Here is a 20,424-nt window from a genome sequence, read left to right as displayed (position 1 = left end):
CCTGAGGGAGCCCTGATGGACGACCGTGAAGGACACGGCGGCCCGCGAGTGCCGGAGCAGAGGCGTCCCGGCTCCCCCGCGGAGCCGGCGGCGCTGCACTTCACCGTGCTCGGCCCGGTGCGCGCGCACCGCGGCGAGGACCGGTTGGCCGTCGGCTCCCCCCAGCAACGCGCCCTGCTGGCAGCCCTGTTGCTGCGCGAGGGCCGTACGGCGACGGCCGCCGAGCTGATCGACGCGCTGTGGGGCGACGAGCCGCCGTCGCAGGCGCTGGCGGCGGTGCGCACCTACGCCTCCCGGCTGCGGAAGGTGATCGACCCGGACGTCCTGGTCAGCGAGTCGGGCGGCTACGCGGTGCGCGGGCTGGGCCCGGGGGCGCTGGATCTGACGGTGGCCCAGGAGTGGGCGGCGGAGGCCGAGAAGGCGAAGGCGGCCGGGGACCCGGGCCGGGCGCGGGAGGTGCTGAACCGGACCCTGGGCCTGTGGGACGGCGAGGTGCTGGCCGGCGTGCCCGGCCCCTACGCGGAGGCGCAGCGCGTCCGCCTCGAGGAGTGGCGGCTCGGCCTCCTCGAATCCCGCCTGGACATGGACCTGGAGCAGGGCTGCCACGCCGAGGCGGTCTCCGAGCTCACGGCGCTCACGGCGGCGTACCCGCTGCGCGAACGCCTGCGTGAGCTGCTGATGCTGGCGCTGTACCGGGGCGGCCGGCAGGCGGAGGCGCTCGCGGTGTACGCGGACACCCGGCGGCTGCTGGCCGAGGAGCTGGGGGTGGATCCGCGGGCCGGGCTGCGGGAGTTGCAGCGCCGCATCCTGCAGGCCGACCCGGAGCTCGCGGACCCGTCCGCCCCGGCGGCGGAACCGTCGGTCGTGCAGGTCCGCCCGGCCCAGCTCCCGGCGACGGTGCCCGACTTCACCGGGCGGTCGTCGTTCGTGCGGGATCTGAGCAAGGTGCTGTCGGCGGCGTCCGGCCCCGAGGGCGGCGGCGGGACGGGCCGGGTCATGGCCGTGTCGGCGCTGGCGGGGATCGGCGGCGTGGGCAAGACGACCCTCGCCGTGCACGTGGCCCATCAGGCCCGTTCGGCCTTCCCCGACGGGCAGTTGTACGTCGACCTGCAGGGCGCGGGAGCCCGGCCCGCGGAGCCGGAGACGGTACTGGGCTCGTTCCTGCGGGCGCTCGGGACGGCCGACTCGGCGATCCCCGACTCCCTGGAGGAACGGGCGGCGCTGTACCGCTCGCTCCTGGACGGCCGCCGGGTCCTCGTGCTGCTGGACAACGCGAAGGACGCGGCCCAGGTGCGCCCGCTGCTGCCGGGCACCGAGGGCTGCGCCGCACTGGTCACCGCGCGGGTGCGGATGGTGGACCTGGCGGGCGCGCATCTCGTCGACCTGGACGTCATGTCCCCCGACGAGGCGCTGGCCCTGTTCACGAAGATCGTGGGCGAGGAGCGGGTGGCCGCGGAGCGGGAGGCCGCCCTGGACGTGGTGGCGGCCTGCGGCTTCCTGCCGCTGGCGATCCGCATCGCCGCGTCCCGGCTCGCGGCCCGCCGCACCTGGACGGTGTCCGTCCTGGCGGCGAAGCTCGCCGACGAACGCCGTCGGCTGGACGAACTCCAGGCCGGCGACCTGGCCGTGAAGGCCACCTTCGAGCTGGGCTACGGCCAACTGGAGCCGGCCCAGGCCCGGGCGTTCCGGCTGCTGGGCCTGGCGGACGGCCCGGACATCTCGCTGGCGGCGGCCGCGGCCGTCCTGGACCTGTCGGCCGAGGACACCGAGGACCTGCTGGAGTCCCTCGTGGACACCTCCCTCCTGGAGTCGGCGGCCCCCGGCCGCTACCGCTTCCACGACCTCGTACGCCTGTACGCGCGTGCGTGCGCGGAGCGGGACGAGTCGCCGGCCGGTGAGCGGAAGGCGGCGCTGTCGCGGCTGCTGGACTTCTATCTGGCGACGACCGCACAGGTGTACGAGATCGAGCACCCCATGGACCGGCTCGTCGACCACCTGGAGCCCACGCGGTATCCGGGGCTGCGCCTCACCGAGGGGGCGGCCGCCCTCGACTGGCTGTACACGGAGGCGGGGCCGCTGCTGGCCTGCGTCCGGCAGGCCGCCGGCACGGAGCGACTGCGCAGAGCCGTCGATCTGCTCTGGGCGGCCAAGGACCTGACCGAGTCGGGAGCCAGCTCGTACCAGTACGAGATGACGGCGCGGGCCACCTGCGAGGCCACCCGGGCCATGGTCGACGAACGGGCGGAGGGCAGGGCCCGGACCGTCCTCAGCGACGTCCTGCTGGTCTCCGGCCGCATCGAGGAGGCGGAGGACGAGGCCCGGGTCGCCATGCAGCTCGCCGGGAACGCGCGGGACGCCACCGCCGTCAGCTGGGTGGCCAACAACCGGGGGCTCATCTGCCTGCACCAGGGCCGGTTCGCCGACGGCAAGGTGCTCTTCGACCAGGCCCTCGAAGGCCTGCGGGCGGCGCAGAACCGGCCCTTCGAGGCCACGGCCCTGGGCAACCTGTCCCGCGCGTACCTCGGCATGGGCGACACCGCCAAGGCCGTCGAGATCGCCCGCCGCGGCCTCGCGGCGCACAGCGAGATCGGCCGCTCGGTGCGCCTCGCCAACAGCCACTTCGCGCTGGGGGTCGCGCTGACCCAGGCCGACCGGTACGGCGAGGCGCTCGACGAGTTCGCCGACGCCCTGCGCATCTTCAAGGAGCACCGGCAGCGGCTGTGGGAGGGCGTGACCAACTTCCGCATCGCGCAGGTGCACCTCGCCGCGCGACGCCCCGCGCAGGCGGCCCAGCACGCCGAGGTGGCACTCACCCTGGGAGTCATCGGCGGCGACCGCATGCGGGGCAACGTCCTGACGCTGCTGGGCCGCACCCTCGCCGGGCTGGGCCAGGCGGACCGGGCCAAGGCCTGCTGGCGCGAGGCGCTCAACCTCTTCGAGCAGAGCTCCGCCCCGGAGACCCACGTCGTACGCTCGCTCCTGGCTCCCGCGTCCACGAGCTGACCCGACGCGAGCGGCGGCCGCGGGGCGGGGCGGGCGTTCAGCGTTTGTTTATCGCCGCCGGGCACTGTTTCGGGAGTCAGACCGTCGCGTCGGGGGGCAGACGGTCCGGCCAGGAGCCCTGCGGCTAATGTGCGGCTCCGAGCGCTCGTCCGGAAGCCCTCGGGGGAGCTTCCGGACGGGCGTTCCTCACTCGTCACCACAGCAGAGGAACTGAAGGACCATGAGCGACGACCAGACGAAGGACGCGACCGTCTCTCCGCAGAACAACGCGATGCCCAAGGAGCCGGCCGCCAAGGACGAGCAGATCATCTCGCTCAACAACGCCATGCCGAGCGAGCCCGCCGCCAAGGACGACCAGATCATCTCGCTCAACAACGCCATGCCGGCCCCGCCCGCCCTGGACCTGGACGGCAACTAGGCACTGCTGGGCACTGCTGAGCACCACTGGGCACCACTGGGGGCACCACCGAGCACCATTTCGACGGGGATCGGCCGCGGCGGCGCGGAGAGGGGAGCCGCCGCGGCCGAGGTGCGTCCGGGGCCGGGGCCCAGCCGGTTCACCGTGCCCGGAGTTCCCCCTTCACGACCTTCCCGCTCGCGTTGCGCGGCAGTTCGGGGACGAACTCCACCGCCCTGGGCACCTTGTAGTTGGCCATCTCCCGCCGGGCCCAGGCGATCAGGTCGTCGGCCGTCGACAGCGCGCCCCGCCGCCGGACCACGTACGCCTTGCCCACCTCGCCGAGGCGGGCGTCCGGGACGCCGATGACGGCCACGTCGGCCACGTCCGGGTGCAGGCCGAGGAGTTGCTCTATCTCCGCCGGGTAGGCGTTGAAGCCGCCGACGATGAACATGTCCTTCAGACGGTCGGTGATGCGCAGGTTGCCGGCGGCGTCGAGGACGCCCACGTCGCCCGTGCGCAGCCAGCCGTCGGCGGTCAGCACCTCCGCCGTGGCCGCCTCGTCCTCGTAGTAGCCGTCCATGACGTTGAAGCCCCGGACGAGGACCTCCCCCGGCTCGCCGGGAGCCGCGTCCACCCGTACCTCGGTGCCGGGGATCGCGCGTCCCGAGGTCGAGGCGATGACCGTCGGGTCGTCGCCCCGGCGGCACATCGTCACCACGCCGCTCGCCTCCGAGAGGCCGTACGCCGTGAGGACCGTCTCCACGCCCAGTTCGCCCCGCAGGCGTTCGACGAGCCGCAGCGGCACCACCGCCGCGCCCGTGACCACCAGCCGCAGCGCCGACAGGTCGTGCTTGTCGCGGGAGGCGTGGTCCAGGAGGGACTGGTGGAGCGTCGGGGGACCGGGCAGCACCGACACCCGCTCCGCCGCCACGTTCGCCAGGACCGTGTCCACGTTGAACACCGGCTGCGGGATCATCGTCGCGCCCCGCATCAGACAGGCGATCACGCCGGCCTTGTAGCCGAAGGTGTGGAAGAAGGGGTTGACGATGAGGTAGCGGTCGCCCCGCCGCAGCCCGGCCAGGTCGCTCCACGCCTCGTAGGCCCGCAGCGTCTGCGCGTGCGTGATCACCGCGCCCTTGGGACGGCCCGTCGTGCCGGAGGTGAAGACGATGTCCGACGGCCACTCCCCGCGCACCGCGTCCGCCCGCTCCCGGACCTCCGCCCGCCCCACCCCCTCCCCGCTCGCCAGGAAGTCCTTCCAGGTGCGGAAGTCGGCGGGCGCGTCGTCCGACAGCACCACCACCTCCGCCAGGTCCGGCAGCCCGGGCAGCGGCCCCGTGCCGCCGCCCTCGCCCGCCGCCCGCCGCAGCGACGCCACATACGACGTCCCCAGGAACGTGCCCGTCACGAACAGCAGCCGCGCGCCGCTCCTGCGCAGCACGTCCGCCGCCTCGACGCCCTTGAAGCGCGTGTTGACCGGCACCAGCACCGCTCCCGCGGACACCGCGCCCAGCGCCGCGACCATCCAGTCGAGGGAGTTCGGGGCCCAGATGCCGATCCGGTCGCCCGGTCCGATCCCGTTCGCCAGACAGGCCGCCGCCGCCCGCTCCACCCGGGCTCCGAGTTCCGCGTACGAGATCCTCGTCCGGCCCTCCACCACCGCCTCGGTGTCGGCGTACCGCTCGGCTGCCCGGCTCACCAGCCCGGGGATCGTTCCCCACTCCACGTCACCGCGCACGACCGGCCTCCCCACTAGCTGACTACCCGTCAGATTAGCTGTAACCTGACGGACTGTCAGCCGACTGTTGTCAGCCGCCATTTCCTCATGCGGAGGTGCGTGCAGCGTGACCCTCAAGGACGCCACCGCCGTCGTCGGCATCGGCCAGACGCCGTTCGCCAAGCACCTCCCCGACGACGAGAAGACCCTCGCCTGCCGAGCCGTCCTGGCCGCCCTCGACGACGCCGGGATCGCCCCGGGCGAGGTCGACGCCCTCGCCTCCTACACCATGGAGGAGACGGACGAGGTCGAGCTGGCGAAGGCCGTCGGCTTCGGCGACCTGACCTTCTTCAGCAAGGTCGGCTTCGGCGGCGGCGGCTCCTGCGCCACCGTCGCGCACCTGGCCGGCGCCATCGCCGCGGGCCAGGCCACGGTCGGCGTCGCCTGGCGGTCGAGGAAGCGCGGCAGCGGCCCCCGCCCGTGGACCAACACGGCCGTCCAGCTGCCCACCCCGGCCCAGTGGACCCGCCCCTTCGGCCTGCTGCGCCCCGCCGACGAGATAGCCATGCTCGCCCGCCGCCATATGCACGAGTACGGCACGACCCGCGACCACCTCTTCAACGTCGCCCTCGCCTGTCGCAACCGGGCCAACCAGAACCCGGCGGCGATCATGTACGACCGCCCGCTGACCCGCGAGATGTACATGACCGCCCGGTGGATCAGCGAGCCGCTCTGCCTCTACGACAACTGCCTGGAGACGGACGGGGCGCTGGCCTGCGTGATCGTCAGCAGGGAGCGCGCCCGGGACTGCCGCCGCCGCCCCGTCTACGTCCACTCCGCCGCCCAGGGCCTGCCCGCCCAGCACCACGGCATGGTCAACTACTGGAACGAGGACCCGCTCACCGGCCCCGCCTGGGCGGCGGCCCGACACCTGTGGAAACACGCCGACTTCACCCCGCACGACGTCGACGTGGCCCAGATCTACGACGCCTTCACCCCCCTCGTCCCGCTCTCCCTGGAGGGCTACGGCTTCTGCGGCCGGGGCGAGGGCGGCGCGTTCACCGAGGGCGGCGCGCTGGAGACCGGCGGACGGCTGCCGATCAACACCGGCGGGGGCGGCCTCAGCGAGGCCTACGTGCACGGGTTCAACCTGATCAACGAGGGCGTGAAGCAACTGCGCGGGACGAGCACCGCCCAGGTCCCCGGAGCCGCCACCTGCCTGGTCACGGCCGGCGAGGGCGTCCCGACGTCGGCCCTGCTGCTGAGGAACTGAGCGAGGAACGGACCGAGGAACCGGCCAAGAAACCGACCGAGGAACCGACCGAGGAACCGACGGAGAATCCGAGGGAGTCGAATCCGCGATGCTGACCCCCGTGCCCGACGCCGACGGCGCCCCCTTCTGGCGGTACGCCGCCCAGGGCGAGCTCCGCGTCCAGGCCTGCGCCGACTGCGGCGAACCCCGCTTCCCGCCCCGCCCCTGCTGCCCGCACTGCCGGTCCTTCGCGAGCGAGTGGCGTCCGACCTCCGGCCGCGGCCGCATCTGGTCCTACGTGGTCCCGCACCCACCGCTCCTGCCGGACTACGCGGCGCAGGCCCCCTACAACGTGATCCTCGTCGAACTGGCCGAAGCGCCCCGGATACGGCTGGTGGGCAACCTGGTGACCGAAGCGGGCGCCCCCCTCGACTCCCTCTCCCCCGACCGCGTCCGCATCGGCGCCCGGGTCCAGGCCGTCTTCGACGCCGACGGACTCCCGCAGTGGATCCTGGAGCGCCCATGACCGTACGACTCGCCGCCGACAAGGACACCGGGGTCGCGGTGGTCACCCTCGACCGCCCGGCGCGACTCAACGCGATCGATCTGCCGACGGTCGGCGAACTGACCGCGCTCTGGCGGGAGTTGCGCTTCGACGACACGGTCCGCGCGATCGTCCTGACCGGAGCCGGCGGGCGGGCCTTCTCCACCGGCCTGGACCGCGACGCGGTGGTCCCCCAACCCGACTCCCCCTATATGCAGGACGATCCGCTGCTCACCGTCGGCCCCAAGGCGAACGACCTGTTCAAGCCGGTCGTCGCCGCCGTGGAGGGAATGGCCTGCGGAGGCGCCTTCTATCTGCTCGGCGAGTGCGAGTTCGTCATCGCCGGCGGCGGTGCCGAGTTCTTCGACCCCCACACCACGTACGGCATGGTCAGCGCGTACGAGTCGGTGCTCCTGGCCCAGCGGATGCCGTACGGCGAGGTCGCCCGCATGATGCTCATGGGCACGGCGGAACGGATCTCCGCCCGGCGCGCCCACGAGATCGGCCTGGTCAGCGAAGTCACGGAGCCGGGCGGCGCGTTGGCCGCCGCGACAGCCTGCGCGACCGTCATCGCCGGCTACCCGCCCACCGGCGTCCAGGGCACGGTACGGGCCCTGTGGGCGGCGAAGGAAGCGGCCCGGGCAGCCGGCTACGCCCAGGCCCCCCACCTCATCGCCCTGGGCAACCTGCCCACCGAACGCCAGACAGAACTGTTCGCAACCCGCTCGACGGCAAAACCCCGGATCCGCTGAGTGCCGTCCCGTCAGCCCGCCGGCGCCGACGTCTCCGGCTCGCAGTGGTCGACCTCTGTCGCGACCCCCGGGCTCGACAGGTCGACCTGGACCGTTTCCGTGCCGTTCGCGGCGACGTACTCGTCCGTGGTGCCTTGCTCCACCCGGTGGGCGTCGGCGTCGAGGAAGTCGACCGTGACGGTGAAGTAGCCGCCGGTCGAGTTGGGGTTGGTGACCTCGACCGTCGCGTACGGCGTGGTCGGGGTCGCGCAGTCGACGAGTTGCACCGTGGCGTCCTGGAGGGTCGTGGACGCGTTCGAGGAGCCGCCGCTTCCCCCATTCGTGTCGTCATCGTCGTCGTAGTCGCGGTAGGTGCCGCCTCCGCCGCTCGATGACGACGACGAGCTGTCGTGGTTCTGGCTGGAGCTGCTGCATCCGCCTCCGCCGCCGCTGTGGCTGCTGCTGCCGTGGCCCCGGCCCGTCGAGAAACCGGTGAGCGCCAGGACGACGCCCGCCGCCACCGCTGTGAACTTGAGTTTCTGCCCCCGTCGATCCATAAGGACAGCGTAAGCAAACCCTGTCACGGTCATGTCACCGCGTGGCCACCGGCCCGTCCCCGGCGTAGCGTCTGCGGTGGCGGCCGCCGTCCGGATCCCTTCCGTGCACCCGGCACGACGGCCGTCCCGGGGTCCGAAAGGGCGACCGGCTACGCCGTTCTCGCCGTGCCCGTGCCCTTCTCCGCGTCCAGCGCGTACACGCAGCGGTCCTTGCTGCACGCGTACACGACGCCGTCGCGGACCACCGGGGAGCCGGTGATCTCGCCGCCGGTCGCCAGCTTCCAGCGCAGCCGGCCGTCGTCGGCCTTCAGGGTGTAGAGCAGGTGGTCCGTGGAGCCGAAGTGGATGCGGCCCTCCGCGACCGCCGGGGCGCCCACGATGTCGCCGCCCGCCTGGAAGCGCCACTTGGGCGTGCCGGTGACCGCGTCCAGGGTGTACAGCCCCTTGCCGCTGCCGACGTGGACATGGCCGGCGGCCACGAGCACCGGGTCGACGGAGGAACGCGCCTCCGTCGCGATGCGCCAGCGGTCGCGGCCGTCCGTGGCGTCGATGGCGTACACCGTGCCGAGGTAGTCGGCGAGGTAGACGCCACCGCCGGTCACGGCCGGGCCCGGGACGAAGGCCGGCGGGGAGAGGAAGACGGCCGGGGCCTCGAAGTGCCAGCGGACCATGCCGCTCGCGACGTCCACGGCGAGGACGCGGGTGCCGGCCGAGAGGTAGACGTAGCCGTCGGGGGCGGGGGTGACGCGGACCGGGACGCCGCCGCAGGAGGCGGTGTCGCCGATCGGGTACGACCAGCGCTCCTCGCCGGTGCGGGCGTCCAGGGCTCTGAGCCGGGCGTCCTGCCAGACGTAGACCGTGCCCTCGTGGAGCACCGGGCCGGCCTCCGGGGACTCGAAGTCGGTCTGGCAGCCGGTGATCTCCCAGAGCTTCTGGCCGCCCGAGGCCTCCCAGGCCTGGACGCCGCCGCCGCGCGTGCCGGTGACGACCGTGCCCCGCTCCGCCTTGAGCGAGTACACCCAGGCCTCCGTGGACAGCCGCCACAGGTCGCCGCCCTCGCGGGCGTCCAGGGCGAACAGGGTGGGGCCGTCGGAGGCGTGCACACGGCCGTCCGCGACCGCCATCGACCAGGCCACGTCACGCGTCTTGAAGCGACGGCGACCGGTGGCCACATCCAGGGCGTGCACCTCGAAGGAGGTGACGTAGACGAGGTCCCCGGCGACCGAGGGGGTGCCCCACACATCGTTCGACATGCGGAAACGCCAGGGCCGCCAGCCCGCCGGGGTCTCCGAGGGCGCGGTCTGGGGGGCCGGGACGGCGGTGTCGGCGCCGTTGACGCCGGGGCGCGGGCGGGACCAGCTGGCAACCAGGCCGGGCTCGGCCACCGGCGCCTTCACCGCGGCCGTGGCGCGCACGTCGGCGACGCGCGGCCCGGGCCCGATCGGGACGGCCGCGCCCGCCAGCCGGACGGGACCGATGTCGGGCGCGCCCACGGCGACGGGCGACTGCGGACGGGTGAGGACCACGGGGGCGTGCGGTGGCGGGGGCGGTACGGGCGGCAAGGCGGGCCGGGCCATGCCCACGCCGCCGCCCTGGCCGCCGCCGCTGCGCGGGCTGGGGGGCGCCGGCTTCGCCGGGCGGCCGCCGCGGCGGGTCTCGATGAGGGCGACCGCCTTCTCGGGCAGCCACGCCGACGCCGTACCGCTGTCGTCGGAGCCGGAGCCGAAGAGGTGGGGCGCGAGCTGGGCCTGGAGGTCGGCCGGGTTGGGGCGGCCCGTGGCCTCCATCTGCATACAGGACTCGATGAGCGGGCGGAGTTCGTCCGGGAGCCCTGTCAGGTCCGGGCCCTCGCGCAGCAGCATGAAGACCGTCTCGACCGGGTTGGCGCCGTGGAAGGGCGGGTGGCCGGTGGCGGCGAAGACCAGCATCGAGCCCAGCGAGAAGACATCGCTCGCGCCGGTCACGCTGCGCGAGTCCTTGGCCTGCTCGGGGGACATGTAGGCGGGGGTGCCGACGGCCACGTTGGTCATCGTCAAACGTGTGTTCGAGACGCCGGACGCGATACCGAAGTCGATCACCCGCGGCCCGTCCTCGACGACGAGCACGTTGGACGGCTTGAGGTCACGGTGGACCAGCCCCGCCCCGTGGATGGACTGGAGGGCCTCCGCCACGCCCGCCGCCAGCCAGCGCACCGCCTGGGCCGGCATCGGCCCGCAGTCGTTCACTATCTCCTCGAGGGAGGGCGCGGGGACGTAGGCGGTGGCGAGCCACGGCACGGCGGCACGCGGATCGGCGTCGACGACGGCGGCCGTGTAGAACCCGGAGACCGCCCGGGCCGCCTCCACCTCGCGCGTGAAGCGCACGCGGAAGAGCTGGTCCTCGGCGAGCTCCGTACGGACCGTCTTGATCGCCACGCGCCGGCCCGAGGCAGAGCGGGCCAGATAGACCAGTCCCATGCCGCCGGCACCCAGCCGTCCCAGCACCTCGAACGGCCCGATCCGCCGAGGATCGTGCTGCGTCAGCTGATCCACCACTTGCCTGCCACCTCCCCGTACGAGCCGCGTCACCCACTTGTGTACACGGCCCCGTGCAGCGTCTCACCCACCGCACCGCCATAACGGCACGCACCCTGATTCTTCCTGGCCGGGCGGCTGGTTGCGAACCCGGGGGCAATCGGGGTGTCTCATTTCATATGCGGGCATACAGCGCGCATATGGCGTCTGTCAGCGCTGGAGAAGCGCGAACGACGCCCCTTGATTGTCTGTGACGACCGCCACGGTTCCGTACGAGGCGGTGAACGGACCCGCCTGCACCCGCCCGCCGAGCCGGCTCACCGCGCCGAGGGCCGCCTCGCAGTCCTCCACGCCGAAGTGGACGAGGAAATGCGGCGGCATGACGTCCGGGAAGACGTCGCCGACCGGCGCCCGCCCGAAGTCGGGTTCGGCGCCCGGCCCGAACAGCGCCTCGTGGAAGAGATGGCCGTAGAAGGTGTTGGCGGCCTCGGTGTCGCGGGCGTAGAGCTGCGCCCAGGCGAAGGCGCCGGGCCGGTGCCGCACGCCGAAGCCGGGATGGCCGGCCGGCTGCCACAGGCCGAAGACCGCGCCCTCGGGGTCGGCGGCGAGCACGGCGGTGCCCGCCCCGCCGACCGGCAGCGGCCCCATGACGACCTGCCCGCCGGCGTTGCGGATGCGGCCGACGGTCTTCTGCGCGTCCGGGGTCGCGAAGTACACCGTCCAGACGGTGGGCATCCGGCCGTCCGTCTTGTGGGCGAGCGCGGCCACCGGAGCCTCCTCCAGCCTGGCCCACACCGAGGAGCCGTACGCCTCCTCGAAACCCCACCCGAAGAGCTCACCGTAGAACCGCTTGCCCGCGTCCACGTCGGGGAGCTGCGCGTCCACCCAGCAGGGGACGCCCTCTGCGTACACCGATGCCCTGTTTTCGGCCATGCAGCCAAACTAACGGTGCCGCACGCAAGCCGCAGACCAGGTACACCCGCCTCCGCACCCCCTCGCACCCCATTTGCAGTCGGCCGAATCGCGCTCCGATCACCCCTCGGTAAGCTGACGGCATGACAGGACAAGTGCGTACCGTCGACGGCCGCGTGGCCGGTCGACGCGGGCAGGCGACGCGGCAGAAGCTGCTCGACTGCCTCAGCGAGATGCTCAGCTCCTCTCCGTACCGGGACGTCAAGGTCATCGACGTCGCCCGGAAGGCGGGCACTTCACCCGCGACCTTCTACCAGTACTTCCCGGACGTCGAAGGCGCCGTCCTGGAGATCGCCGAGCAAATGGCCGCCGAGGGCGCCGAGTTGACCGAGCTGGTCGCCGGACGGTCCTGGGTCGGCAAGGCGGGCTGGCAGACGGCGCAGGAACTCGTGGACGGCTTCCTGGAGTTCTGGCGGAAGAACGACGCGATCCTCCGGGTGGTCGACCTGGGCGCGGCGGAAGGCGACAAGCGCTTCTACAAACTCCGCATGAAGATCCTCAACTCGGTGAACAACTCCCTGTCGGACGCGGTCGCCGACCTGCAGTCCAAGGGCAAGGTCGACAAGGACGTGAACCCGGCCGCGGTGGCCGGTGCGCTCGTCGCGATGCTCGCGGCGGTCGCCTCGCACCAGAAGGGCTTCCAGACGTGGGGCGTCAAGCAGGCTGAACTCAAGCCGAACCTGGCGCTGTTGGTGCATCTGGGCATCACCGGCAAGAAGCCGACGAAGTAGCCCCACGCGCCCGACACGCGTCCCACGCGCGCCCCACTTTTACGGTTGCCCCACGGCCACGTCCTGTCTGCCAGGCGGCGGTTCACTCAGGTGAACCGCCGCCTGCCGCGCGCCGTGGGGGCGACGGTCGGCGGGGACTGATCCGGAACAACCGGATCTCCCGCTCCACCCGCGCCTGATAGGTCGCGTACGGCGGCCAGAACACCAGCAGCGCCTTCCAGACGGTCGCCCGCTCCTCCCCCGCCAGCAGTACGGCCGTCACGGGGATGTCCCTGCCCTTCCAGCTGATCTCGGCGTCTGGGTGGGCGAGGAGGTTGGCGGTCCACGCGGGGTGTCCGGTGCGGCCGAAGTTGGAGCCGATGAGGATCCAGCTCGCGCCGCTCTCCTCGGGCATACAGGCCAGCGGCGTCCGGCGCGGCAGCCCGCTCCGCGCCCCGGTCACCGTGAGGATGACCCCGGGCAGCATCTGCGCGCTGAGCAGCACTTTTCCCCGGGTGAGCCGGTGGACGGCCCGGTCGAGGGCGGGGATGACATGCGGGGCGACCTTCGCGAAGGCCCGCGTCGAGGACACCTTCTGCACGGCTGCTCGCGCCGCTCGGCCACCGATCACACCGACACCTCCGTCCGCTCGAAGAGCCTGGCCGCCTCGGCCGCGTGGGCGCGCAGCCGATGCACGGGCCCGAACAGCAGTTCGTCCCCGGCGGCCCGCTTGAAGTACAGATGGGCCTCGTGCTCCCAGGTGAAACCGATGCCGCCGTGCAGCTGGATGCCCTCGGAGGCGGCCCGCCGCAGGGCGTCCAGCGCCTGCGCGAGGGCGAGCCCGCCGACCCGTTCCCCCTGCGCGCCCGGTCCGTCCGTCGCCCAGGCGGCGTAGTAGGCGGCGGACCGGGCCGCCTGGACCTGCACATACACATCGGCCAGCCGGTGCTGCACCGCCTGGAAGGACCCGATCACCCGCCCGAACTGCTGCCGCTGCCCGAGGTACTCGACGGTCCGCTCCAGCACCCGGCCGGCGGCCCCGACGGCCTCACAGGCGAGGAAGGCGGCGGCGAAGTCCCCGACCCGGGCCAGGACTTCACCGACGTCGACGCCCTCGCCCGGGAGATCCCCCAGCAACCGGGCTTCCACGTCCCGCAGTTGGACCCGCCCCTGGGGCCGCGTGGCGTCCAGGGCGGTCTGCCGGGCGCGGACGACCCCGGCGGCGTCCCCCGCGACGACGTACAGCAGGGTGCGCGACCGTACGAACCCGCCGGTGTGCGCGGGGACGACCAGCGCCCCGGCGCTGTGCCCGTCGAGCACCTGCACCGCCTCCCCGTACAGCCGCCAGCCGTCCCCCGCCCGACGCGCCTGCACGCCCCCCGCCCGGCCGCCGCCGGCCCAGTCGCCGCCGTTCACGCCGGTCAGGGCGAGGGCGGCGCCGAGGGCGGGGGCGGGCACGGCGAGGGCGGCGGTCAGGGCGCCGTCCGAGATCCGTGGCAGCAGGTCGGCGCGCTGGGCGTCGGTGCCGAGGGCGAGGATCAGGGGCGCGGCGAGGACGGAGGTCGCCAGGAGCGGGGAGGGGGCGAGGGCCCGTCCGGTCTCCTCGGCGGCGAGGGCGAGGTCGGTGACCGGGCAGCCGACACCGCCGTACCGCTCCGGGAGCGCGAGTCCGGGGAGCCCGAGCTGCTGGGCGAGGGCGGTCCAGAGGGCCGGATCGTGGCCGTCGGCCGTGTCGAGGGCCGCGCGGAGCTCTTCGGGGCCGCAGCGCTTGTGGAGCAGTTCGCGCAGGGCGCGGCGGATCCCGTCCTGCTCGGCGGTGAAGTCAGGGTTCATGGCACTTCCCTCCGGATCTGACGGGCCGTCATATTAGGAGCCCGGGATCCAGATGCACAGAGGGAGGTGGCCTTTCATGACGGCCAGGACCGCAGGCGGCAGAAAAGTGGCCGTGGTCGGGGTGGCGCTCTCCGACTGCGGCCGGGTGGACGACGCGACCCCGTACGCGCTGCACGCCCAGGCGGCCCGCCGCGCTCTCGCGGACGCGGGCCTGGACCGGTCCCTCGTCGACGGCGTGGCCTCCACCGGCACGGGCACCCTCGCCCCCGCCGAGATCGCCGAGTACCTGGGCCTGCGCCCCACCTGGGTCGACTCCACCTCGGTGGGCGGCGCGACCTGGGAGGTGATGGCGGCCCACGCGGCCGACGCGATCGCCGCCGGTCACGCGAACGTCGTCCTGCTGGCGTACGGATCGACGGCCCGCGCGGACGTCCGGGCCGGCCGCCGCACCGGCACCTTCGCCTTCGGCGGGCGCGGTCCGCTGCAGTTCGAGGTCCCCTACGGGCACACCCTGATCGCCAAGTACGCGATGGCCGCCCGCCGGCACATGATCCAGTACGGGACGACGATCGAGCAGCTGGCGGAGGTGGCGGTCCAGGCGCGGGCGAACGCCGCCCTGAACCCCGAGGCGATGTTCCGCGACCCGGTGACCGTGGACGACGTCCTGTCCGGCCCGATGATCGCCGACCCCTTCACGAAACTGCACTGCTGTCTGCGCTCCGACGGCGGCGCGGCGATCCTCCTGGCGGCCGAGGAGTACGTGCAGGACTGCCGTACCTCGCCCGTGTGGATCCTCGGTGCCGGCGAGCACGTCTCCCACGCGAGCCTGCCGGAGTGGGACGACTTCACGGTCTCCCCGGCGGCGGTGAGCGGCCGCCTGGCCTTCGAACGCGCGGGCCTGCGCCCCGAGGAGATGGACTTCGCGGAGATCTACGACGCGTTCACGTACATGACCCTGGTGACCCTCGAAGACCTCGGCTTCTGCGCAAAGGGCGAGGGCGGCGCCTTCGTGGAGAAGGGCCGGCTGCGCGCCGAGGGCGGCGCACTCCCGGTCAACACGGACGGCGGCGGCCTCTCGGCCCAACACCCGGGAATGCGCGGCCTGTTCCTCCTGGTGGAAGCGGTACGCCAGCTGCGGGGCGAGGGCGGGGCACGGCAAGTGCGGGCGCGGGACGGGGGGTTGCCACGGCTGGGGGTGGCGTCGGGAACCGGCGGGTGGTTCTGCTCCTCCGGGACGGTGGTGCTGGGGCGGGGGTGAACCGGGAGAGGCGTGTTGCGCACTTCCCGGCAACCTTCTCGGGCTCGGCGACCACTGAGAAGTCCGCAGCTTTCCCGGACGTGCTCCGCCGAACCGCGTAAGGATTCATCCGTGGCATCCTCCTCGCACCGCCGTTCCCGCCCCGACCGCCGCCCGATTCCCGCCCCCGCGGTGGTCGTGGCGGCCGTGGCCGCCGTCGTACTCGTCGTGTCCCTCGTCGTGGCCCTCCGGCCGGGCGGCGGGGGCGAGGACCCGGTGGAGTCCGTCGCGGGCGGGCAGGTGAGCGGGTCCCCGACGGCATCGACGTCGGCGTCGGCCTCGGCCTCGGGGACGGCGGCCTCCGCATCGCCGACTTCCTCCACGGCGTCCCCGACCTCGACGCCGGCGGCCGCCTCCGCGCGCCCCTCGCCCGCGCGCTCGACGCCGGCCGGCGCCGCCGCTGCCTCGGCCGAGCCCGTCGCCCGGGCGGCGTCCGGATCGGCGTCCCTGGCGGGGCGGATCCGGCCCGGGACCGCCTACGACGGGGTCGCGACCTCCTACGACGTCGGCAACGGCGACGGCGCCTGCTCGTACGGGCCGACCTCCGACGTCATGACCGCGGCGATGAACACCGCCGACTACGAGACGTCCAAGGCGTGCGGCGCGTATGTGTCCGTCCGGGCGGCGGGCGGGGCGTCGGTCACGGTCCGGATCACCAACGAGTGCCCGGCGCCGTGCGAGGCCGGCCAGATCGACCTCAGCCGGCAGGCTTTCGCCAAGCTCGCGCCCCTCTCGGCCGGGCGGATCCCGATCACCTGGAGCCTGCTGAGCCCGGCCGCGTCCGACCCGATCTCGATCCGCTACAAGACCGGCTCCACCCAGTACTGGTGCGGCATCCAGGCCATCGGCCACCGCAATCCGCTGGCCCGGCTGGAGGTCCGCAGCGGCGGCGCCTGGGTCCGCCTCGCCCGCACCGAGTACAACTACTTCCTGTCCGAGCAGGGCAGCGGATGCGGTGGCGCGATCCGGATCACGGACATCTACGGGGAGCAGCTGACGGTCGAGGGGATCGCCGTCCGGCCGGAGACCGTGCAGGCGACGAAGGTGCAGTTCGCCCGGCACTGACCGGGTGCGGACCATACTCGGAGCATGGCTACGGATCTTCATGAGCTGCTGAGGTCGCTGCGGGTATGGGCCCCCGAGGTCACCGAGCTGCCGCCCTTCGACCCGGCGTCGGCCCCCGACGACCCCCTGACGCTGTTCACGCAGTGGTTCGCGCAGGCGGTGACGGCCGGGCAGACCGAACCGCACACGATGACGCTGGCGACCTCGGACGCGGACGGACTGCCGGACGCCCGGATCGTGATGCTGCACGGCGCCGACGCCGCGGGCTGGTCCTTCGCGACCCACACCACCAGCCGCAAGGGCCGCCAGCTCGCCGCCCGCCCCTACGCGGCGCTCACCTTCTACTGGCCGGTGCAGGGCCGCCAGATCCGTGTCCGGGGCCCGGTGAACGTGGCTCCCGCCGAGGAGGCGCAGCGGGACCTGCGCGTCCGTTCGACGGGCGCGCTCGCGGCCGCGCTGACCGGACGCCAGAGCGAAGTGCTGGGCTCGGTGGCGGAGTTGGCGAGCGCCTCGGAGGAGGCCTGGGACCGAGCGTCCCGCGAGCCGCAGACGGAGGCCGCCTCCTGGACGCTGTACCGACTGCGCCCGGACACGGTCGAGTTCTTCCAGGGAGACGCCCGACGCCGACACACCCGACTGAACTACCGCAGGCAGGGGGACGCGGAAGGAGACAGCGGATGGTCGACGGAACTGCTCTGGCCGTGAGTCACAGCTCTCGCACGGCGAACTCCGGCTCCGGGTCCGTCGCCAAGCGGCCGTGGCGGTGGACGTCTCGGTAGGCGTCTCTGCGGCCCGCCTCCCACATCGCGCCGCGCAGCGTGCCCTCGTACGGGAAGCCGCAGCGTTCGGCGATCCGGCACGAGGCCTCGTGTCCCAGGGCGTGGCCCAGCTCCAGGCGGTGCAGGCCGACTTCGTCGAACGCCCAGCGTGCCGCGAGCAGCAGGGAGCGGGTGGCCACCCGCCCGCCGCGGGCCTCGGGCAGGACCCAGTAACCGACGACGCCCGAGCTCTGGATCCGGTCGATGGCGTTCACCGCCACCGAGCCGAGGATCGTGCCGTCCGCCGCGTCCGTCACACAGAAGGACGCGCTGCCGCCCGCGGCCACGTCCATCGCCTTCGCCCGCAGCGACTCCCGCGCGCCGCGGGCGTCCGTGATCGTCCTCAGCGGGGTGTTCCAGCGCAGGAACTCCGACTCGAGGTGCCCACGCAGCCATGCGTCGACGTCCCCGGCGGACTCCGGATCCCAGAAACGCAGGCGGAGACCATGCCCGTCGAGAGCGTCAAGGCCGTCGAAGCCACCGAGGCCGCCGAAGCGCGTGCCGGGCCGTGTCGAAGCGGACTCGTGGATGTCCATCCTCCGAATACTGAACCACCCGAGTCACCCGGACAACCCGCGCCCCGCCGCCCGGAACACCGGCACCCCCTCCCGGAAGGCGACCGTCAGCTCCATTCCCGCCCGGAGTTCGGCCTCTCCCGTGCCGGGTGCGCCGATGATCTCCGTGGACATCCGCGGGCCCTCCGCCAGGTCGACGACCGCCGCGATGTACGGCGTGCGCTCCCCGAAGGGCGGGAGGTCGTTGCGGTGGACGACGGACCAGGTGTAGAGGGTGGCCCGGCCGCTCGCGTCCTCCCAGGTCACGTCCTCGCTCCAGCAGTGCGGGCAGAACTCCCGGGGGTAGTGGTGGGGCCGGGCACAGGCTCCGCAGCGGCGGATCAGCAGGCGGCCCTCGGCGGCCGCGTCCCAGTACGTACGGGTGAAGGCGTCCACCTCGGGGAGGTCGAAACGCGCGTCCGCGCCCATCAGAACCACCTCAGCTCGCCGTCCACGCATCCATGGATCTGACGGTACGTCAGACGGATGAATCCGGGAACCCCATGTATTTCGCATGAGGGATTCCTTTGTGTTTGCCATGAAGCTGTGCGTCGCCCGTGAATGCCCCGCAGATTGTTGACGATTTTGTTGGCCCCGGATTACGTTCACAACCCGTAAGGCCAGACAGCACGCCGTACGTCCGAGAGGCAGCATCGTGAAGCACAGGGCAGTCAAGCGCAGGTCGGTCGTCTTGGGGCTCGGCGCCACCGCCGGCGTCGCGGCAGTGGGCGGCATCGCCCTGAGCGCACAGGCGTCCAGCGACACGTCCTCGGCCGAGGGCTCCGCCACGGGCTCGCTGGCCTTCGACCCGGACGGCTACACGGAGCTGACCACGACCGTCACCGACACGGCCGGCACCGACCACGAGGTCAAGTACCACTTCTGGAAGGCGATCACCTACGTCGCCAAGCCGGTGGACGCCGCCTACCAGTCGCTGAACGTCAGTGTTCCGGTAGAGATCGACGGCACCGCGGTCGACGCGAGCAACGCGCCGATCCTGTTCGCGAACTCCGTCGGCGGCTACATGCCGTCCTCCGTGGCGGACGCCACCGGCGTCGGCGCCGGCGGCATGGGCAGCGGTATGGGCGGCGGCGCACCCAGCGGCGCACCCTCGGCCGACGCCAGCGCCAGCACCTCCGCGTCTGCCTCCGCGTCTGCCTCCGCCTCCGCCTCGGCTCCCGGCGCCAACGGCAACACCAACGCCACCGGCGGGGCCCTGGCCTCCAACCAGCTCCTGGCCCTGGCCGCCGGCTACGTCGTCGTCGAGCCCGGCGCCCGCGGCCGGACCCTCAAGAACTCCGCCGGCGAGTACTACGGCGTGGCCCCCGCCGCGATCGTCGACCTCAAGGCCGCCGTCCGGTACGTGCGGGCCAACAAGGGCCGCATCCCCGGCAACACCGACCGCATCGTGTCCGCCGGCACCAGCGCGGGCGGTGCGCTCTCCTCGCTGCTCGGCGCGTCCGGCGACAGCCCGATCTACGCCGAGTACCTCAAGGAGCTGGGCGCGGCCGACGCCTCCGACGCGATCTTCGCGACCGGCGCCTGGTGCCCGATCACCGACCTGGAGCACGCCGACGGCGCCTACGAGTGGAACTGGGGCGCCAACTCCCTCAGCACCGGCTCGCAGGTCGACCAGACGGTGTCGAAGACGCTGCAGTCGCAGTTCGCCGAGTACCAGGCCGGCCTGAAGCTGAAGGGCCTGAACGGCTTCGGCGCGCTGAACGCCCGCAACTACGACGAGTACCTGGTCGAGCAGTACATGGAGCCGTCGGCCACCGCCTACCTCACGGCCCTCTCGGACGCCGACCGCGCGACCTACCTCGCCGCCAACACCTTCATCACCTGGAAGAACGGCAAGGCGTCCTTCACCTGGGCCGACTTCCTCACCCACGTCGGCGCCCGCAAGAAGAACACCCCGGCCTTCGACGCCTTCGACCTCTCCGCCGGGGAGAACAACCTCTTCGGCAAGGGCACGGTCGTCTCCCGTCACTTCACGGCGTACAGCCTGAAGAACGACACCACCGGGCTCACCGCCACCCGCCTCGACAGTGACCTCCCCGAGGTGCTGCGGCTGATGAACCCGATGTACTTCCTGGCCGAGAAGCCCAACGCGGGCCGCAGCAAGCACTGGTGGATCCGCCTCGGCACGAAGGACTCCGACACCTCGCACACGGTCTCCGCGAACATCGCCGCCGCCGCGAGCGGCCTCGGCGACGACGTCGACCACCTCTACTACTGGGACGAGGGCCACGGCGCCAACACCGACCCGGGCGACTTCATCGCCTGGATCGCCAAGGTGACCGGCCACAAGGCCAAGAGCAAGAGCAAGACCAAGGTCAAGAAGTAGTAGTCCGCCTGCCTCCCTGCCCGTCAGGAGGCATCCTGAACGCGGCGGCGTCCGTTTCCCGTCATAGTCACTGACGTCACCGCCCGCGACGGCGTCTGTTTCCCGTCATAA

At 72.8% G+C, this 20,424-nt stretch carries 18 protein-coding genes; 10 read left to right on the top strand and 8 right to left on the bottom strand.

Going from position 1 to position 20,424, the window contains the following annotated elements; genetic code table 11:
* Positions 1 to 15 precede the first annotated feature (15 nt).
* Together ACWD4O_RS15590 and ACWD4O_RS15585 are read left to right on the top strand one after the other, a co-directional pair.
* Complete coding sequence (locus tag ACWD4O_RS15590) at positions 16 to 3,003, top strand: BTAD domain-containing putative transcriptional regulator (RefSeq protein ID WP_451280206.1); 2,988 nt, start codon at positions 16 to 18, stop codon at positions 3,001 to 3,003.
* 220 nt (positions 3,004 to 3,223) lie between these two features.
* A complete protein-coding gene (locus tag ACWD4O_RS15585; protein ID WP_451280205.1) occupies positions 3,224 to 3,421 on the top strand; it encodes a hypothetical protein in 198 nt (65 codons plus the stop codon).
* A gap of 139 nt (positions 3,422 to 3,560) precedes the next feature.
* Here ACWD4O_RS15585 and ACWD4O_RS15580 read toward each other — a convergent pair whose 3' ends face one another.
* Positions 3,561 to 5,141 carry a FadD3 family acyl-CoA ligase gene (locus ACWD4O_RS15580; RefSeq protein ID WP_451280204.1) on the bottom strand — a complete coding sequence of 527 codons (1,581 nt, stop codon included), beginning with the start codon at positions 5,139 to 5,141 and terminating at the stop codon, positions 3,561 to 3,563.
* A 106-nt stretch (positions 5,142 to 5,247) separates the two neighbouring features.
* Here ACWD4O_RS15580 and ACWD4O_RS15575 point away from each other — a divergent pair, with 106 nt between their 5' ends.
* From ACWD4O_RS15575 to ACWD4O_RS15565, 3 genes are all read left to right on the top strand, one after another.
* Positions 5,248 to 6,393 carry a lipid-transfer protein gene (locus ACWD4O_RS15575; RefSeq protein WP_451280203.1) on the top strand — a complete coding sequence of 382 codons (1,146 nt, stop codon included), beginning with the start codon at positions 5,248 to 5,250 and terminating at the stop codon, positions 6,391 to 6,393.
* 88 nt (positions 6,394 to 6,481) lie between these two features.
* Positions 6,482 to 6,898 (top strand): Zn-ribbon domain-containing OB-fold protein, encoded by a 417-nt coding sequence (locus tag ACWD4O_RS15570; RefSeq protein WP_351904781.1) that lies wholly within the window; start codon positions 6,482 to 6,484, stop codon positions 6,896 to 6,898.
* Positions 6,895 to 7,668 carry an enoyl-CoA hydratase/isomerase family protein gene (locus tag ACWD4O_RS15565; protein WP_451280202.1) on the top strand — a complete coding sequence of 258 codons (774 nt, stop codon included), beginning with the start codon at positions 6,895 to 6,897 and terminating at the stop codon, positions 7,666 to 7,668. Before ACWD4O_RS15570 ends, ACWD4O_RS15565 begins: the two co-directional genes overlap by 4 nt.
* An 11-nt stretch (positions 7,669 to 7,679) precedes the next feature.
* Here the strand turns inward: ACWD4O_RS15565 and ACWD4O_RS15560 are convergent, their stop codons facing one another.
* The 3 genes from ACWD4O_RS15560 to ACWD4O_RS15550 all read right to left on the bottom strand — a co-directional run bounded on the left by ACWD4O_RS15560 (position 7,680) and on the right by ACWD4O_RS15550 (position 11,650).
* Positions 7,680 to 8,204 carry a hypothetical protein gene (locus tag ACWD4O_RS15560; RefSeq protein ID WP_451280201.1) on the bottom strand — a complete coding sequence of 175 codons (525 nt, stop codon included), beginning with the start codon at positions 8,202 to 8,204 and terminating at the stop codon, positions 7,680 to 7,682.
* A gap of 149 nt (positions 8,205 to 8,353) precedes the next feature.
* Positions 8,354 to 10,738, bottom strand: coding sequence for an outer membrane protein assembly factor BamB family protein (locus tag ACWD4O_RS15555; protein ID WP_451280200.1), 2,385 nt, complete (start codon positions 10,736 to 10,738; stop codon positions 8,354 to 8,356).
* A 189-nt stretch (positions 10,739 to 10,927) separates the two neighbouring features.
* Positions 10,928 to 11,650, bottom strand: a complete 723-nt coding sequence (locus ACWD4O_RS15550) for a VOC family protein (protein ID WP_451280199.1) — start codon at positions 11,648 to 11,650, stop codon at positions 10,928 to 10,930.
* 122 nt (positions 11,651 to 11,772) lie between these two features.
* Here ACWD4O_RS15550 and ACWD4O_RS15545 point away from each other — a divergent pair, with 122 nt between their 5' ends.
* Positions 11,773 to 12,420 carry a TetR family transcriptional regulator gene (locus ACWD4O_RS15545; protein WP_451280198.1) on the top strand — a complete coding sequence of 216 codons (648 nt, stop codon included), beginning with the start codon at positions 11,773 to 11,775 and terminating at the stop codon, positions 12,418 to 12,420.
* An 82-nt stretch (positions 12,421 to 12,502) separates the two neighbouring features.
* Here the strand turns inward: ACWD4O_RS15545 and ACWD4O_RS15540 are convergent, their stop codons facing one another.
* A complete protein-coding gene (locus ACWD4O_RS15540) occupies positions 12,503 to 13,030 on the bottom strand; it encodes a nitroreductase/quinone reductase family protein (protein ID WP_451280197.1) in 528 nt (175 codons plus the stop codon).
* Positions 13,027 to 14,232, bottom strand: coding sequence for an acyl-CoA dehydrogenase family protein (locus ACWD4O_RS15535; RefSeq protein WP_451280196.1), 1,206 nt, complete (start codon positions 14,230 to 14,232; stop codon positions 13,027 to 13,029). Before ACWD4O_RS15535 ends, ACWD4O_RS15540 begins: the two co-directional genes overlap by 4 nt.
* A 76-nt stretch (positions 14,233 to 14,308) precedes the next feature.
* Here ACWD4O_RS15535 and ACWD4O_RS15530 point away from each other — a divergent pair, with 76 nt between their 5' ends.
* The 3 genes from ACWD4O_RS15530 to ACWD4O_RS15520 all read left to right on the top strand — a co-directional run bounded on the left by ACWD4O_RS15530 (position 14,309) and on the right by ACWD4O_RS15520 (position 17,299).
* Positions 14,309 to 15,490, top strand: coding sequence for a thiolase C-terminal domain-containing protein (locus ACWD4O_RS15530; RefSeq protein ID WP_451280195.1), 1,182 nt, complete (start codon positions 14,309 to 14,311; stop codon positions 15,488 to 15,490).
* 111 nt (positions 15,491 to 15,601) lie between these two features.
* Positions 15,602 to 16,594 carry an expansin EXLX1 family cellulose-binding protein gene (locus tag ACWD4O_RS15525; protein ID WP_451280194.1) on the top strand — a complete coding sequence of 331 codons (993 nt, stop codon included), beginning with the start codon at positions 15,602 to 15,604 and terminating at the stop codon, positions 16,592 to 16,594.
* Positions 16,595 to 16,618: 24 nt separating this feature from the next.
* Positions 16,619 to 17,299, top strand: coding sequence for a pyridoxine/pyridoxamine 5'-phosphate oxidase (locus ACWD4O_RS15520; RefSeq protein ID WP_451280193.1), 681 nt, complete (start codon positions 16,619 to 16,621; stop codon positions 17,297 to 17,299).
* 1 nt (position 17,300) lies between these two features.
* On the opposite strand, the gene ACWD4O_RS15515 is transcribed toward ACWD4O_RS15520, so the two are convergent.
* Both ACWD4O_RS15515 and ACWD4O_RS15510 read right to left on the bottom strand, forming a co-directional pair.
* Entirely contained in the window at positions 17,301 to 17,948 is a 648-nt protein-coding gene (locus ACWD4O_RS15515) for a GNAT family N-acetyltransferase (RefSeq protein ID WP_451280192.1), read from the bottom strand.
* Positions 17,949 to 17,972: 24 nt separating this feature from the next.
* Entirely contained in the window at positions 17,973 to 18,395 is a 423-nt protein-coding gene (locus tag ACWD4O_RS15510; RefSeq protein WP_451280191.1) for a Zn-ribbon domain-containing OB-fold protein, read from the bottom strand.
* Between the two features lie 226 nt (positions 18,396 to 18,621).
* Here ACWD4O_RS15510 and ACWD4O_RS15505 point away from each other — a divergent pair, with 226 nt between their 5' ends.
* A complete protein-coding gene (locus ACWD4O_RS15505; RefSeq protein ID WP_451280190.1) occupies positions 18,622 to 20,313 on the top strand; it encodes a subtype B tannase in 1,692 nt (563 codons plus the stop codon).
* The last annotated feature ends 111 nt before the right edge of the window (positions 20,314 to 20,424 follow it).

The sequence above is a fragment of the Streptomyces sp. NPDC002623 genome (assembly GCF_053592635.1).
This window is presented reverse-complemented; position numbering and strand designations above follow the sequence as displayed.